We start from the raw sequence: 14,333 nt of genomic DNA on the forward strand, positions 1-14,333 counted from the left end.
GCGCGCGAAACGACGCGACGGCCGGATGTCAGTTGGTGATCTGGACCTGGATGGATTGCGTGCGCTGGACGACGTTGATCGCGACTTCGTCTTCCACGCGGACCAGGCGCACCGTGACCTTGTCGCCGCCGACTTCGAGATTGTACAGCGTCATCTGTTCCAGGAAGTCGGGCAGGCGGGGGCGCTGGAAATGCACCGAAACCGCCGCCGGATCGAAGCTGAGTCCCAGGATGGACTGGACCAGCGCCGGCAGCGTCGCCGCCGCCCAGGCCTGCGGCGAGCAGGCGACCGGGTAGCGCACCGGCCCTTCCGCCCGGTTGCGGGTGAAGCCGCAGAACAGTTCGGGCAGGCGCCGCAGGTCGGTATGGAAGGCGGCGTCGAACATGCCGCGGAACAGGCGCTCGGCCTCGTCGCGATAGCCGTGGCGGGCCAGGCCCAGGCCGATCATGGCGTTGTCGTGCGGCCAGACCGAGCCGTTATGGTAGGCCATGGGGTTGTAGCGGGCCTCGCCCTCGGGGATCGTGCGGATGCCCCAGCCGGAGAAGGACGAGCGGTGCATCAGCCCCGCGACCAGCCGGGGCACGCGGTCGGGCGTTGCGATGTCGGTGAGCAGGATATGGCCCGCGTTGGACGAGCGGACGCGGCAGGGCTTCTTCTGGCCGTCCAGCGCCAGGGCGAAGGTGCCCAGTTCCTCGATCCAGAAGCGGGCGTTGAAGGCGACGCGCAGCGTGTCGGCCAGATGGTCCTGGCGGTCGGCATAGGCGGTGCGGCCCAGGCGGCGGCCGATGGTGGCGGCGGCGCGGCGCGCGGCGTAGACATAGGCTTGGACCTCGCACAGCGCGATAGGGCCTTCGGCCAGGGTGCCGTCGGCGTGGAAGATGCTGTCGAAACTGTCCTTCCAGCCCTGGTTGATCAGCCCGTCCTTGTTGCGGCGGCCATATTCCACGAACCCGTCGCCGTCGCGGTCGCCGTAGCGGTCGATCCATTCCACCGCGCGTTCGATGTTGGGCCAGATGGTGGTCATGAGCGCCACGTCGCCGGTGCGCTCCAGATACTGGCCCGCCAGCATGACGAAGAGCGGCGTGGAATCGATGGAGCCGTAATAATGCCGGAACGGGACCTCGCCCAGTTCGGCCATTTCGCCGTGCCGGACCTCGTGCAGGATCTTGCCCGGTTCGGCGTCGGCCACCGGGTCTTCGGTCTGGGCCTGGTGGCGGGCCAGGTAGGCCAGGACGCCGCGCGCGATCTCGGGGTCCAGCCACAGGGTCAGCATGGCGGTGATCAGCGCGTCGCGGCCGAAGGCGGTGCTGTACCAGGGCACGCCGGCATAGGGGTAGGGGCCGGTCTTTTTATCCGTCAGCAGCATGTAGATGTCGCAGATGCAGCGGCGGATGGCTTCGTTGAAGATCTCGTTCGAGGTCGCGATCGCCGCCGCGCGGGAGGAGGACAGGCGCAGGGCCCGCCTGGCCTCGACCGCGCCGCGCAGGAAGCGGCGGTTGGGCTGGGTCTCGTGCCGTTCGGTCGGGTCGCACTCGATTTCGTAATGGATCAGCACCCGGCGGCCCGGCGGAAGCTCGAAGCGGAAGGCGGCATGCTGGGCCGTGAGCTCGGCCGGGGGCGGCCAGAAGCGGAGCTGGGTGGTGCGGCGGCGGCCGTCCAGCCCGTCATAGGACAGTTTGACCTCGGCATCGTCGATTTCGGGGGCGCGCATGGTGCCGCGCCGGGGGCGGGTGGAGCCGCGTGCCTCGAACAGGTCGGCGAAATCGGCCAGGAAGCGGATGTCGAGCAGGGCGGTGCGGGGCTCGACGTCGAAATTGCGGATCTCGACCCGCTCGTAGCACACGCGGTTCCACAGGAAGCGCGAGCGCCGCACATGCAGCAGGTCGTGGTTCATGCGCTGGCCCTCGGGGCCGTCGATGTCGGTGTTGGTGAGGTCCACCGACAGCATCACGTTGTTTTCGCGCACCGTCGAGGACAGCAGGATGGGGCGGGTGCCCTGCAGGCTCATCGACAGGCCGGACAGGTAGCGCGTGTCGTGGAAATACAGGCCGTCCGCGATGCCGTCGCCGTACAGGATGTCGCCCGTCTGGTCGAAGACCCCGAACATGTCGCCCTGCTTGAGCGTATGCAGCCGGCGTTCCGACAGGAGGGATTTGGCAGCGACGGGGAAGCCGTCCAGGTCCCCGGCGTGCGTCTGGGTTTCTGTTTGGCTGTCCATGACGGGGGTCCTTCGCTTTGAATCGGTTGTCTTGGTCCGGTGGGCCCCGGGGGCGGGGCCGCGTGCGGACGGGCGGTCAGAGCAGCCTGGTGAATTTCAGCAGCAGCCAGGCGATGACCATGAACAGGAAGCAGACGCCGCCGGCCTCGACGGTGCCCAGGGAGCCGGTCGCCAGGAACATGCCGCCGGTATTCATGCCGAAGAATCCGGTCACGAATGTGGCCGGCAGCATCAGGGTGGTCAGCACCGACACCGTGTACAGGCGCCGGTTGGTTTCTTCCGCCTGGCCCGACGCCAGCTCATCCTGCAACGATCGCGCGCGATCCTGCAATGCCATCAGGTCGTCCAGCGCCGCGTGGATCTGGCGCTGGGAGCGGTCGCGGATATCGTCCTCGGCCCAGTCCGGCAGTTCCAGATCCTCGTTGCGGAAGAGGCGGTCCACCGGCGAGATCACGCGCCGCAGCTCGGTCGAGCGGCGCCGTACCTTGCCGATCAGGCCGCTGATGCGGCCGAAATCGGTATGCTGGTCGAGGGTCAGCAGCAGGTCTTCGGCGCGGTCGAGCTGGTCGTCCAGCATCGCGATGTTGCGCCGCACGCTGTCGGCGAATTCCAGCAGCGTCCGGTCCACGATCTCGGCGGGGCTGCGCGGGACCTCGACGCGTTGCAGCCAGCGATAGGCGGCGCCCAGCGCGGGGACGGGGTGGCGGCGGGTGGTGACCAGCAGGTCGGGCAGGACTGCGAAACGCCAGGCCGAGACGCTGGTATCGTCGTCGGTCATGCCGTCGTCGAAGGCAGGCAGGGCGCCGTAGACGATGTCGCCGTCGGCCTCGAGCTGGGTGCCTCGGTCGGTGCCGGCCAGGGTGGTGCGGGCTTCCTCGGGCAGGCAGGCTATCGCCTCGACCCGCGCACGGCTGGCGGTGTGCACCACGTCGTAATGCAGCCAGACCCAGCCGGCGGGCCGTTCCTCACGCGCGGAGGTGGAGGGACCGGCGTCGTCGGCGTGCGGCGGGCGGCTGTTGAGATGGTCGGCCGCCTGCTGGGCCGTGAGCTGGACCGGCCGCTGGCCGGGCACGCAGGATACCGCCCAGACCAGGCCGTCCGCGGCATCGCCCTGCGGCGTATCGGCGAGGGACAATTCGGTCTGGGCTATCGTATCGGGCATCGTGATATCCGGGACCGCTCGCAATACAAGCGCACACTTGGCATGGGTGCCTGCCTGTTGCAATCCCATGGGTGGCAATGAGGGGCAGGCGGGGCTCAGGCGGCCGGCGGGGCGTCGCACCAGAAACCGGCATGCGGCCGGGCGGCTTCGTCCTCCAGCAGCGGGCCCACGACCGCGACCGGGCGCTGGCCGCGCGCGAAGACCTCGCGGCATGGCAGGGCGAGGGTCGGGTTTTCGGGGTGGGCACCCGTCAGGGCCAGCAGGGTGTGCTCGGACAGTCCGTAGACCACGCGGCGGATATTGCTCCAGTAGATGGCGCCTGCGCACATGCAGCAGGGCTCGGCGCTGGTGTAGAGCGTGCAGTCGGCCAGGGTTTCGGGCGGCAGCAGGCGGGCGGCCTCGGCCACCGCGCGGAGTTCGGCATGCTGGGTCGGGTCGCCCCCGGGCGGCATGGAATTGTTGATGGCCCGGCTGACGACGTGCCCGCCCGCGTCGGCGACCAGGGCCGCGAACGGGTGCCGGCCGGCAGCCCGGGCTTCCGCCGACAGGGCGATGGCCTGGCGGAGCATGTCGAGATCCAGCGGCGAGGCGGTCTGGGGAAAAGGGGCGTCGTGCATCGTCGGGCCCTGCCGGAAAGGCGTGACGGGGCGGGGTGTCCCCGTCACGCCGTTGCGCCGATTACTTGAGGTCTTCGGGGACCTTGCCGCCGTTTTCGGCCAGCTTCTGCATGACCTGGCGGTGCAGCCAGATGTTCATTGCCGCCGAATCGCTGGTGTCGCCGGTATAATGCAGTTCCTGGGCCAGTTGCTTGCGCGCGGCCAGCGAACTGTCCAGGCCCAGCAGCTTCATCAGGTCGACGATCGATTGCTGCCAGTTGAGGGGCTGGGGTGCCTTGGCGGCGAGGCCGGTCAGGATGGCGGCGACATCGACCGGGGCGGACGGGGTGGGGGTCGCGGCCGGTGTCGGCGTGGCCGGGGCCGTGGCAGCCGGGGTGGCGGGGGCAGCCGCCGGGGGCGTGGCGCCGGCGTGGCCGAAGATGGTGGACAGGATGGTGCCGAGGATGCTCATGCGCGGACTCTCCTTGCGGCGGCGCCGCCCGGGGTGCGCATGGTCCCCGGGCGGCGTCGCGTCTTAGTAGCGGTACAGGTCGTTCTTGAACGGCCCGTTGACCGGAACGCCGATATACTCGGCCTGTTTCGCGGACATCTTCGACAGTTCGGCGCCGACCTTGGCCAAGTGCAGGGCCGCAACCTTCTCGTCGAGATGCTTGGGCAGGGTGTAGACCTGACGCTCGTACTTGCCCTTGGGGGCGGTCCACAGCTCGATCTGCGCCAGCGTCTGGTTGGTGAAGGACGCCGACATGACGAAGGACGGGTGGCCCGTGGCGTTGCCCAGGTTCACCAGACGGCCCTCGGACAGCAGGATCAGGCGCTTGCCGTCGGGGAACACGACCTCGTCGACCTGCGGCTTGATGTTGTCCCACTTGAAGTTGCGCAGCGCCCCGACCTGGATCTCGGAATCGAAATGTCCGATATTGCAGACGATGGCGCGGTGCTTCATGGCGCGCATGTGGTCGACGGTGATGATGTCGACATTGCCGGTGCAGGTGACGAAGATGTCGCCGCGCGGGGCGGCGGCTTCCATCGTCACGACCTCGTAGCCTTCCATCGCCGCCTGCAGGGCGCAGATCGGGTCGACCTCGGTGACCAGGACGCGGCAGCCGGCATTGCGCAGCGAGGCGGCCGAGCCCTTGCCGACATCGCCGTAGCCGGCGACGACGGCGACCTTGCCGGCCATCATGACGTCGGTGCCGCGACGGATCGCGTCCACCAGGCTCTCGCGGCAGCCGTACAGATTGTCGAACTTCGACTTGGTGACGCTGTCATTGACGTTGATCGCCGGGACGGCCAGCGTGCCCTTCTTGGCCATTTCCCACAGGCGATGGACGCCGGTGGTCGTTTCCTCGGACAGGCCGCGCACGTCCCGCAGCATTTCGGGATACTTGTCGTGCATCAGCACGGTCAGGTCGCCGCCATCGTCGAGGATCATGTTCGGCGTCCAGCCGTCGGGACCCGTGATGGTCTGCTCGATGCACCACCAGAATTCTTCCTCGCTCAGGCCCTTCCAGGCGAAGACCGGGACGCCCGTCGCGGCGATGGCGGCGGCGGCGTGGTCCTGGGTCGAGAAGATGTTGCACGACGACCAGCGGACGGTGGCACCCAGCGCGGTCAGGGTCTCGATCAGCACCGCCGTCTGGATGGTCATGTGCAGGCAGCCGGCGATGCGCGCGCCCTTGAGCGGCTGGCTGGCGCCGAATTCCTCGCGCAGGGCCATCAGGCCGGGCATTTCGCCCTCGGCGATCGCGATTTCCTTGCGGCCCCATTCCGCGAGAGCGATATCGCGTACCTTATAGTCCGTGCTGGCAGTCATGTCTGGTCCTGTTCGGTTGATGCGGAATCCCGGCGGGTATAGACGCTCGGGCGCGCGAGGGCTAGCGGTCAGGCCGTGGCGGCCACGGCCTCGGCCGCGCGGAGCACGCGCAGGAAATTGCCGCCCCAGATGGCCGCGATCTGGTCGCGGTCGTAGCCGCGACGCTGCAATTCGGCGGTCAGGGCCGGCGACTGGGCGGCGTTGCGCCAGCCCTCGATGGTGCCGCCGCCGTCGAAATCGGACGAGATGCCGACATGGCGGACGCCGATCCTCTGCGCGACATAGTCGATATGGTCGACATAATCCGCCACGCTGATTGCGCGTTGGGCCCGGATATCTCGCGGGCGCAGGAAGGCGTCGACGGCCGTGATGTGGACCACGCCGTCGCAGTCGCGAAGGGCGTCGAGCTGTTCGTCGTCGAGGTTGCGCGGATGGTCGCACAGGGCGCGGGCGTTGGAATGGGTGGCCAGGACCGGGCTGCGCGACACGCGGACCGCCTGCATCATGGTGCTGCGCGCGGTGTGGGAGATATCGACCATCAGGCCCAGGCGGTTCATTTCCGTGATCGCCTCGCGGCCCAGGCCGGACAGGCCGCCATGGCGGGATTCGGGGTCGTTGAGCGACGGCATCGGGCGGGCGGAATCGGCCAGCGCGTTGTGGCCGTTATGAGTCAGCGTCATGTAGCGCGCGCCGCGCGCGCGGAACTGCGCCAGCAGCGACAGGTCCTCGCCCATCGCATAGCCGTTTTCGACCGCCGGGACGATGGCGGTGATGCCCTCGTGGAACGCGGCCTCGATCTCCGCCGCCAGCGGGCAGATCCGGGCCGGGCCGCCTTCGACGCCCCGGTTGATCGCATCGAGCATCGCCAGGGCCTGGCGGGAGATGGCGGCGTGGCTGTCGGGGTCGGTGGCGCCCTGTCCGACATAGGCCACCAGGCAGGCGGCCGAGATGCCGCCCCGGCGCAGCTTGGGCAGGTCGACATGGCGGTAGTCGGTATCCTGCAGGAAATCGCCCCGGTCGGGCCAGGGGATGTCGATATGCGTATCGACGGTGAGCAGGGGGGGGAGCGCTTGGTCGGTCATGGCCGTGCAGTGTAGGGCGGAACGGGGCGATCCGTAAGGGACCCGTGCGCGGGGGGGGCGGCCGGCGGGCATGAAAAAAGCCTGCCTCCTGCCCCCGGAGGGGCGGAAGGCAGGCGGAGGATGGTCTCGGACTTATTGGGGACGTGGCTGCCCGTTCAGGCGGGGACGCCTGTGACGTGCCGGGGGGCGGCCTGCGGGGCGGCGGGGAGGCCGGCCGGCAGGACGGGGTGGCCGAACTGGGCCTCGATCACCTCTGCCATGGCGAGATACAGGGCGGAGGCGCCGCACAGCAGGCCCTCGTAGCCCGCGATGCGGGTGATGACGAGGTTGCCCGTCCATTCGCCCAGCGCCAGCAGGAAGAACAGCAGGGTGAGCGACGCGAACACGAATTGCAGCACCCGGTTGCCGCGCAGCGTGCCGATGAACATGAAGCCCGTGAACACGCCCCACAGGGCCAGATAGGCGGCCATGGCCGGCGCGGTCGCCGCCGCGATCAGGCCGAATTTCGGCAGGAACACGAGCAGGACGAGGGAAATCCAGAACGCGCCAAAGGAGGTGAAGGCCGTGAGCCCGAACGTGTTGCCCTTGGGATATTCGAGCAGCCCGGCCAGGATCTGCGCGGCGCCGCCGAAGATGATGCCCATTGCCAGGACCGACGAATTGAGCGGCAGAAAGCCGGCATTGCAGAGATTGAGCAGGATCGTCGTCATCCCGAAGCCGGCGAGGCCGAGGGGGGCAGGATTGGCGAGAGGTTTCATGACGGGAAGTCTCCATCGGTGACAGGGGCTGTCCGATCAGCCCGAACGTCTGTGACCGTTGGGGTTTTTCTCCGCCTTTTTATAAAAAGGAACAATAACAAATATCTGTTAGATGAATGAATGACGGTCACAAGGCAGTTATCCCGGCGGCCCGGCGCCAGCCGGGCTTTATCCTTGTTCCGTCGGGAGGTTTTCCGGCTGCCGGGTGTGGGGAGCGTCGGGTTTCCGGGTCTCCAGGAGTGCTGCGACCGCGTCGCTGACGGTCTGCCAGCGGGCGGCGCGTACCTCGTCGCCCGCGTCGCGTGCCTGGGCGAGGTGGGTGCGCGCGATCAGCAAGGCCTGGGCGCCGTGCTGGTCGACCAGTTCGATTGCCTCGGCCGGTATCAGTCTGGGCAGGGTCCGCATCGTCCGCCTCCCGTATCCGACGGATGTCGGAGCGTACGTGGCGCGGGGTGCCTGCCGCTTCAATCCCGTATCGGGGATGTGATCGCGCGGGCCTGCATCTTTCGAAAGAGGGTGATGGTGCAAGGGAAGATCCGGTCCGGAAGGGATATCATGCTCTTGGGCGTGTGCCGGGCCTCGCGCCCTGGTGGGGGAGCTGGTATAGGAACGGGCCGTCATTTCGCGGGATGCAGGCCTCCCGCGGACCGACATCATTGCGTGAAGAGCGGCTGCATTGCCCGAGCATAGTGGAAATTTCCCTCAGAAGACCGCCATCGTCAGTGGCGCAACCGGCGGAATCGGGCAGTTTCTGTGCCGCCGGCTGCGCGAGCAGGGCTATCGGATCGTCATCCTGTCGCGCCGGGCGGGCGTGCCGCCCGGGATCGCGGCCGATCTGGCCGTGACCTGCGACCTGATGGATGCGGGCGCGGTCGCGGCGGCGGGACGGGTGATTCGCGACGCGTGCCCGACGATCGACCTGTTCGTTTCCTGTGCCGGGACGATTTCTCCGCAGCCGGCAGGCGGGCTGGACGGCGAACTGGTGCGGCGGCAGGTGGAGACCAACCTGACCGGGGTGATCCTGCTGACGGAGGAAGTGCTGCCGCATATCGCGGCGGGCGGGCGCATCCTGTTCGTCAACTCGATGGCGGGTGTGTTTCCGCTGGCGGGGAGTGCCGTCTATACCGCGTCGAAATTCGGGTTGCGCGGCTTTGCGCGGGCGCTGGCGCTGGAGCTGCGGCCCCGGCGCATCCGGGTCGTGTCGGTGTTTCCGGGCAGTGTCGATACGCCCATGTTCCGCGACGAGATGGAGCAGGGCGGCTCGCTGCTGAACTTCATGTCCTGGCCGCAGGACCCCGAGCGGGCCGCCGCGTGGATCCTGGCGGCGGCGGGCAGCCGGAAGGAGGAGCATTTTCCCTCCTTCATCGACCGGATCTTTCCCGCCCTGTTCCTGTGGTCGCCGGTTTTCATGCGGCTGTGCATGCCGGTGATGACGACATGGTCGCGGCTGACCCGATGGGTCTATCGGCGGCGGCAGGCGCGCGGATAGGGACGGGCCCGCGCGCCGGAGACGGAAGGCACGAGGGCGTCAGTTCTCGTCGAAGGGCAGTTCCTGCACCCGTATGGCCTTGCCGGTACGGTCGTAATAGAAGATCGCGTTGCCGCGCCGCTCGGCATAGCCGTCGGGCGTGCCCTGCGGGGTCCAGAACAGAAGCCGGTTGGCATCGGACTGCTCGATCACCTTGTCGCCGGCCGGGCGGTACTGGAACTGGCTGAAATCCTTGTGGGCGCTGGGCACGGGCGGGGTGGTGGCGAGCTGGTGCATCGTCGGGCCCTTGGGACCGTCATCTTCCTGCGCGCAGGCCAGCGTCGGCGCCGCGACCGCAAGGCCGAGAGACGCCGCCAGGACATACAGGGGTTGCCGGAAGAAACGGCCTGCCGGGCGCGCGTGCCGCGGAGCGGCGCCGCAGGAAATGGGCGTCGGATCGCCGGCAGGGTGATCTTGCAAACAGCCTGGCAGTGCCTTGTCCTGCATGACCGCATCCTCCTTCGTCCTGTGGTCCGGTCCGCCGGAACATCCTCCGTTTTTTCCTTCGGCGCAACTCGGCCATGACCGGCCCGGCGATGCGGGACGGTCATGGCGAAAGGCGGCGAGGGGTTACTGGAAGGGCAGGTAGCGGAAATCGAAGAAGATCTGGCTCATGCTGGTCGAGGGCGCGCCGCCGATGCCCTTCCATGTTTGCAGGCGCGAATAGGCGAGCTGGGTGCCGACCTCCACCGTGCCGTAGCGGCCCTTGAGGAAGCGCCACCAGGCGCCGACGGTGAATTCCTGCACCGAGCGGATGCTGGCGGTGCAGGCCAGCGGCGACATTTCGACCTCGCACCCTTCGTTGGACGACATCGGGTTGCCGTAGCCGTAGGCCGTGCCGCCCGACGAGAAGGAACTGCGGCCCGAACGCTGCATGCCGTAATAGCCGTAGACGTCGATCAGCGGAGTCGGGTGGGCGATGATGCCGGCCGTGGCCTGGGCGTCGGGCAGGGGCTTGGGCTTGCCCTGGGCGTCGAGCGTGACGTCGGGCAGCAGCACGGAGCCGTAGCGGCCGAGCCCGAACCCGGCCAGGCCGGCCAGGTGGATTTCGACCTTGTGCGGGATGACGGGCAGCACCGCCGAGGCGCCGCCGCCTCCGGCGATGGCGGTATTGTTGTGGCCGCTGCCGTTGGCGAAGACGCGGTCGTGCGGGAAGCGGACGATTCCCTCGGCCTCGTAATGGCCCCAGCTTGGGTCCCACGCGACCTTGCCGATGACGTCCGGCGCGATTTCGTCGGAGTAGATGGTACTGGATTCGGTCAGGCCCGTGCCGTTGGCGCCGATGGTCGCGGTGCCGCCATTGGGCAGCGTCACCGTGCCGTTATTGTTGGCGAAGCCCGTGGTGTCGTAGATCGTCGCCGGGTTTTCGATCGACAGGCCGAGCCAGAGCCGGTGGTGCATCATGTCGTGGACGAAGCGGGCCTGCCACTGCCGGGTCCAGGTCTGACCGGCCAGCATCGAGGATTCGATGGTCTCGGGCAGGCTTTCCTGGCGGGCGATGATGCCGGCGCGGCCGGGGGTCAGCAGGCTCCATGCCTGGCCGACCAGCACATGGTTGCCGTCGCGCGTGTCGTCGTAGCTGAGATAGGCCTGGCGCAGGCGGGGTACGTAGGCGTTGCTCTCGTACGGGTTGGTCGTCTCCGCCCCCGCGCCGAAATCGGTTTCGACGAAGCCCGAGACGGTCGTGTAGGAATTGATGTTGCCGCGCGCCATGACCGAGAAGCGGCTGTAGCGCGGGCTGCCCTCGAAATTGTTCTGGTGATAGTTGGCGTTCTGGGGGAACGGCATCGCCTGCCAGTAATTGAACGTGCCCGAGGCGACATGGCGGTTTTCCAGCACCGCCGAGGTATCGAAATAGCCGCCCAGGATGACCGTGAGCGGCCCGACATGGAACACGCCGTGATCGCCCAGCGCGCCGGCGGCCTGGGCGCCGGCGCTGCCGCGCGGATGGGGGCCGACATTATTGTCGGCGACGCGGTTGACCATGTCCTCGTCGCGATGGCCGACGACATTGGCGTAGGTCGGCGTTTCCTCGCCGATGACGGGGGCCGGGACGTCGCCGGGGGGAAGATGGCGGTGGCCGGTGGTGGCGAGTTGCGCCGGCTTTGCGCCGGTGCGGGCCAGTTGGCGGGATTCGGCCGCTTCATGCGCGGCGTGTTCGCGCGTCGCGGTTTCCTCGGCGGTGGCGCGGGGGAGGTGCAGGTGCGCGCGGTGCTGCGCCAGTTCGCGGCGCATCGCCATCAGGTCCTTCTGGAGTTCGAGCTGCTGCTCCTGGATGCGGGCGATCTGGCTTTCCATCGCCTCGATCGCTTCGACGTCCTCCGGCGTATGGCCCTGGGCGCGGGCGGCAACGGGAACGAGAATCGAGCAGCAGAGCAGGAACAGCGGCGTGGACCGCCTGAAGGACGGGCAGGGCAGGGGCATTCGGGACAATCGCCTGAGGGCTGGTGAAGTTTCAGAAGTATGTCAAAAGATTTCCCGGAAAAGGTAAATAATAAATTCTTTTAGTTTTGTATCATTACATAATTAACAAGATGAATGATATTTATTTATCGAATAAATCTTGTATGGGGCCGAAGGGGCTGGACCGTGTGGCGCCGGGGCCGATATGTCGCGCATGGTTAGAGACATGCCGGGAAGGAGCCCGAAACGATGGCGAAGCTGATCCATTCCATGATCCGGGTGCGGGACGAGGCGGCGTCGCTGGCCTTCTATGAGCGGGCGTTCGGGCTGACGGTGGCCGACCGGCTGGTGTTCGACGATTTTACCCTGATCTACCTTTCGAACGCCGAGCAGGATTTCGAGCTGGAGCTGACGGTCAATCGCGACCGGGACCGGCCCTACGAGTTGGGGGACGGGTATGGGCATCTGGCGGTTTCGGTCGGGGATATCGAGGCGGAGCATGCGCGGTTCGAGCGCGAGGGGCTGGCGCCGCTGCCGGTGAAGCAATTGGCGCTGGGGGATCGGGTGGTCGGTCGCTTCTTCTTCGTCGTCGATCCGGACGGGTACCGGATCGAGGTGTTGCAGAGCGGGGCACCCGGTCGTTTCCTTTGATATAAGCGGGGCGCGTGCCGTATAAGGCGCGCATGATGATCCCCTTCAGCAAGATGCACGGTCTGGGCAACGATTTTGTCGTGGTGGACGAGCGCGTGGCGCGCCATGGGCTGACGCCCGTGCGCATTGCCGCCCTGGCCGACCGGCATCGCGGGATCGGGTGCGACCAGTTTGTGGTGCTGCGCCCGGCCTGCCGCGAGGGGGCGGATGTTTTCGTGCGGTTTTTCAATGCCGACGGCAGCGAGTCCGGGGCCTGCGGCAATGCGTCGCGCTGCGTGGCCGACCTGCTGTGGCGGGGCGACGGGCGGCGACGGAACGTGTTGCAGACGCGGGCCGGGCTGCTGCCGGCCGCGGTCGACGAAGCCGGGCTGGTGACGGTCGACATGGGGCCGCCGGCGCTGGACTGGGGCGACGTGCCGCTGGCGGAGCCGGTCGATACGCTGCATCTGCCGCTGCCGGGCGACCCGGCGGCGGTGTCGATGGGCAACCCGCATGCCACCTTCTTCCTGGCCGACATGTTGGATCTGGACCCTGTCGTGGCCGGGCCGCTGCTGGAGCATGACCCGCTGTTTCCCGAGCGGGCGAATATCGGCTTCGCGCAGGTTCTGTCGCGCGAGGCCATGCGGCTGCGCGTGTGGGAGCGGGGCAGCGGGCTGACGCTGGCCTGCGGGTCGGGTGCGTGTGCCGCCGTCGTGAATGCCGTGCGGCGCGGGCTGGTGGCGCGCACCTGCCGGGTGGAGATGGATGGCGGCGCGCTGTCGATCACCTGGCGGGAAGAAGACGGGCATGTGCTGATGACGGGGCCGGCGACCACCAGCTTTGTCGGGTCCTTCGACCCCGAGGCCTATCCGTCATGAGCAAGCCGCCCGAGATCCTGACCTTCGGCTGCCGGCTGAACACCTATGAGAGCGAGGTGATGCGCGGCCATGCGGCGGGGCTGGACGATGTGATCATCGTCAATACCTGTGCCGTGACCGCTGAGGCCGAGCGCCAGGCGCGGCAGGCGATCCGCCGCGCGCATCGCGACCGGCCGGATGCGCGCATCGTCGTGACCGGCTGCGCGGCGCAGATCGACCCCGGCCGGTGGGAGGGGCTGCCCGGCGTGGCCCGTGTGCTGGGCAACCGGGAGAAGCTGGAGGCCGCGAGCTGGACGCCCGCCGCGCTGGGGGAAGGGCGCGCGGTATCGGACATCATGGCGGCCACCGAGACCGTGCCGCATCTGGTGACGGAATTTGCCGGCCGGACCCGGGCCTTCGTCGAGGTGCAGCAGGGGTGCGACCATCGCTGCACCTTCTGCATCATTCCGTTCGGGCGGGGGCCGTCGCGCTCGGTGCCCGTGGGGGCGGTGGTGGAGCAGGTGCGGACCCTGGTCGCCTCGGGCTATCGCGAGGTCGTGCTGACCGGGGTGGACATTACCTCGTGGGGTGGGGACCTGCCGGGGCAGCCGGCGCTGGGGCAGCTTTGCCGCCGGCTGCTGGTGCTGGTGCCGGAGCTGGAGCGGCTGCGCCTGTCGTCGGTCGATCCGGTGGAGATCGACGAGGATCTATGGCGGCTGCTGGAAAGCGAGCGGCGCTTCATGCCCTATCTGCACCTGTCGCTGCAGGCCGGGTCTGACATGGTCCTGAAGCGGATGAAGCGGCGGCATCTGGTGGCCGACGTGGCCGCCGTGATCGAGCGGGCGCGGGCCTGCCGGCCGGACCTGGGCATTGGTGCCGACGTGATCGCGGGCTTTCCGACCGAGAGCGACGCGCTGTTCGACGAGACGCTGGATTTCGTGCGCGGGCAGGGGCTGCCTTACCTGCATGTATTCCCCTACAGCGAGCGGCCGGGGACGCCGGCGGCGAAGATGCCTGCCGTGCCCGTGGCGACCCGGCGCGAGCGGGCGGCGCGGCTGCGCGCGGCGGGGCAGGAGGCCGCACAGGCTTACCATGCCCGGCTGCTGGGGCGGACGCTGAACGTGCTGCTGGAGACCGCGACCAGCGGGCATTCCGAGGAGTTCGCGCCCGTGCGCCTGGCGGCGGGCGAGGCCGAGGCGGGGCGCATCGTGGCCGTGCGGGCGACGGCGGTTGACGAAAACGGTCTGGTGGCGGAAATCCTCTGA

At 68.2% G+C, this 14,333-nt stretch carries 14 protein-coding genes; 4 read left to right on the forward strand and 10 right to left on the reverse strand.

The window, feature by feature from the left end:
• Positions 1-28: 28 nt before the first annotated feature.
• The 8 genes from HLH27_RS06720 to HLH27_RS06755 form a co-directional block, all read right to left on the reverse strand.
• Positions 29-2,218: an amylo-alpha-1,6-glucosidase gene (locus HLH27_RS06720; protein ID WP_182948940.1), complete on the reverse strand. Its 2,190-nt coding sequence runs from the start codon at positions 2,216-2,218 to the stop codon at positions 29-31.
• Between the two features lie 76 nt (positions 2,219-2,294).
• Complete coding sequence (locus HLH27_RS06725) at positions 2,295-3,380, reverse strand: CorA family divalent cation transporter (protein WP_182948942.1); 1,086 nt, start codon at positions 3,378-3,380, stop codon at positions 2,295-2,297.
• Between the two features lie 95 nt (positions 3,381-3,475).
• A complete protein-coding gene (locus tag HLH27_RS06730; RefSeq protein ID WP_182948943.1) occupies positions 3,476-3,997 on the reverse strand; it encodes a nucleoside deaminase in 522 nt (173 codons plus the stop codon).
• 61 nt (positions 3,998-4,058) lie between these two features.
• Complete coding sequence (locus tag HLH27_RS06735) at positions 4,059-4,448, reverse strand: DUF3597 domain-containing protein (protein WP_182948945.1); 390 nt, start codon at positions 4,446-4,448, stop codon at positions 4,059-4,061.
• Between the two features lie 63 nt (positions 4,449-4,511).
• Entirely contained in the window at positions 4,512-5,810 is a 1,299-nt protein-coding gene (gene ahcY, locus HLH27_RS06740; protein ID WP_182948947.1) for an adenosylhomocysteinase, read from the reverse strand.
• A 68-nt stretch (positions 5,811-5,878) separates the two neighbouring features.
• Complete coding sequence (locus tag HLH27_RS06745) at positions 5,879-6,892, reverse strand: dipeptidase (protein WP_182948949.1); 1,014 nt, start codon at positions 6,890-6,892, stop codon at positions 5,879-5,881.
• A gap of 155 nt (positions 6,893-7,047) precedes the next feature.
• Complete coding sequence (locus HLH27_RS06750) at positions 7,048-7,650, reverse strand: acetate uptake transporter (protein ID WP_182948951.1); 603 nt, start codon at positions 7,648-7,650, stop codon at positions 7,048-7,050.
• 168 nt (positions 7,651-7,818) lie between these two features.
• Entirely contained in the window at positions 7,819-8,055 is a 237-nt protein-coding gene (locus HLH27_RS06755; RefSeq protein WP_182948953.1) for a hypothetical protein, read from the reverse strand.
• A gap of 271 nt (positions 8,056-8,326) precedes the next feature.
• Between HLH27_RS06755 and HLH27_RS06760 the strand changes: the two genes are divergently transcribed.
• Positions 8,327-9,139, forward strand: a complete 813-nt coding sequence (locus tag HLH27_RS06760) for an SDR family NAD(P)-dependent oxidoreductase (RefSeq protein WP_182948955.1) — start codon at positions 8,327-8,329, stop codon at positions 9,137-9,139.
• Positions 9,140-9,178: 39 nt separating this feature from the next.
• On the opposite strand, the gene HLH27_RS06765 is transcribed toward HLH27_RS06760, so the two are convergent.
• Positions 9,179-9,457, reverse strand: coding sequence for a hypothetical protein (locus tag HLH27_RS06765; RefSeq protein WP_246375622.1), 279 nt, complete (start codon positions 9,455-9,457; stop codon positions 9,179-9,181).
• Positions 9,458-9,748: 291 nt separating this feature from the next.
• Positions 9,749-11,602: a hypothetical protein gene (locus HLH27_RS06770; RefSeq protein ID WP_182948957.1), complete on the reverse strand. Its 1,854-nt coding sequence runs from the start codon at positions 11,600-11,602 to the stop codon at positions 9,749-9,751.
• 228 nt (positions 11,603-11,830) lie between these two features.
• Here HLH27_RS06770 and HLH27_RS06775 point away from each other — a divergent pair, with 228 nt between their 5' ends.
• The 3 genes from HLH27_RS06775 to mtaB are packed head-to-tail and all read left to right on the forward strand — an operon-like array spanning position 11,831 to position 14,333.
• A complete protein-coding gene (locus tag HLH27_RS06775; protein WP_182948959.1) occupies positions 11,831-12,232 on the forward strand; it encodes a VOC family protein in 402 nt (133 codons plus the stop codon).
• Positions 12,233-12,264: 32 nt separating this feature from the next.
• The gene (dapF, locus tag HLH27_RS06780; protein ID WP_182948961.1) at positions 12,265-13,089 is read left to right on the forward strand and encodes a diaminopimelate epimerase; all 825 of its coding nucleotides are present in this window, start codon (positions 12,265-12,267) and stop codon (positions 13,087-13,089) included.
• Entirely contained in the window at positions 13,086-14,333 is a 1,248-nt protein-coding gene (gene mtaB, locus HLH27_RS06785; RefSeq protein WP_182948963.1) for a tRNA (N(6)-L-threonylcarbamoyladenosine(37)-C(2))-methylthiotransferase MtaB, read from the forward strand. The genes dapF and mtaB overlap by 4 nt, the downstream gene beginning before the upstream one ends.

Source organism: Gluconacetobacter takamatsuzukensis (assembly GCF_014174275.1).
In the GTDB taxonomy this organism is placed as follows: domain Bacteria; phylum Pseudomonadota; class Alphaproteobacteria; order Acetobacterales; family Acetobacteraceae; genus Gluconacetobacter; species Gluconacetobacter takamatsuzukensis.

Excerpts from the sequence above, each read along its gene's own strand:
- HLH27_RS06720 (WP_182948940.1), bottom strand. The coding sequence starts at position 2,218 with ATGGACAGCCAAACAGAAACCCAGACGCACGCCGGGGACCTGGACGGC.
- HLH27_RS06725 (WP_182948942.1), bottom strand. The coding sequence starts at position 3,380 with ATGCCCGATACGATAGCCCAGACCGAATTGTCCCTCGCCGATACGCCG.
- HLH27_RS06730 (WP_182948943.1), bottom strand. The coding sequence starts at position 3,997 with ATGCACGACGCCCCTTTTCCCCAGACCGCCTCGCCGCTGGATCTCGAC.
- HLH27_RS06735 (WP_182948945.1), bottom strand. The coding sequence starts at position 4,448 with ATGAGCATCCTCGGCACCATCCTGTCCACCATCTTCGGCCACGCCGGC.
- ahcY (WP_182948947.1), bottom strand. The coding sequence starts at position 5,810 with ATGACTGCCAGCACGGACTATAAGGTACGCGATATCGCTCTCGCGGAA.
- HLH27_RS06745 (WP_182948949.1), bottom strand. The coding sequence starts at position 6,892 with ATGACCGACCAAGCGCTCCCCCCCCTGCTCACCGTCGATACGCATATC.
- HLH27_RS06750 (WP_182948951.1), bottom strand. The coding sequence starts at position 7,650 with ATGAAACCTCTCGCCAATCCTGCCCCCCTCGGCCTCGCCGGCTTCGGG.
- HLH27_RS06755 (WP_182948953.1), bottom strand. The coding sequence starts at position 8,055 with ATGCGGACCCTGCCCAGACTGATACCGGCCGAGGCAATCGAACTGGTC.
- HLH27_RS06770 (WP_182948957.1), bottom strand. The coding sequence starts at position 11,602 with ATGCCCCTGCCCTGCCCGTCCTTCAGGCGGTCCACGCCGCTGTTCCTG.
- HLH27_RS06775 (WP_182948959.1), top strand. The coding sequence starts at position 11,831 with ATGGCGAAGCTGATCCATTCCATGATCCGGGTGCGGGACGAGGCGGCG.
- dapF (WP_182948961.1), top strand. The coding sequence starts at position 12,265 with ATGATGATCCCCTTCAGCAAGATGCACGGTCTGGGCAACGATTTTGTC.
- mtaB (WP_182948963.1), top strand. The coding sequence starts at position 13,086 with ATGAGCAAGCCGCCCGAGATCCTGACCTTCGGCTGCCGGCTGAACACC.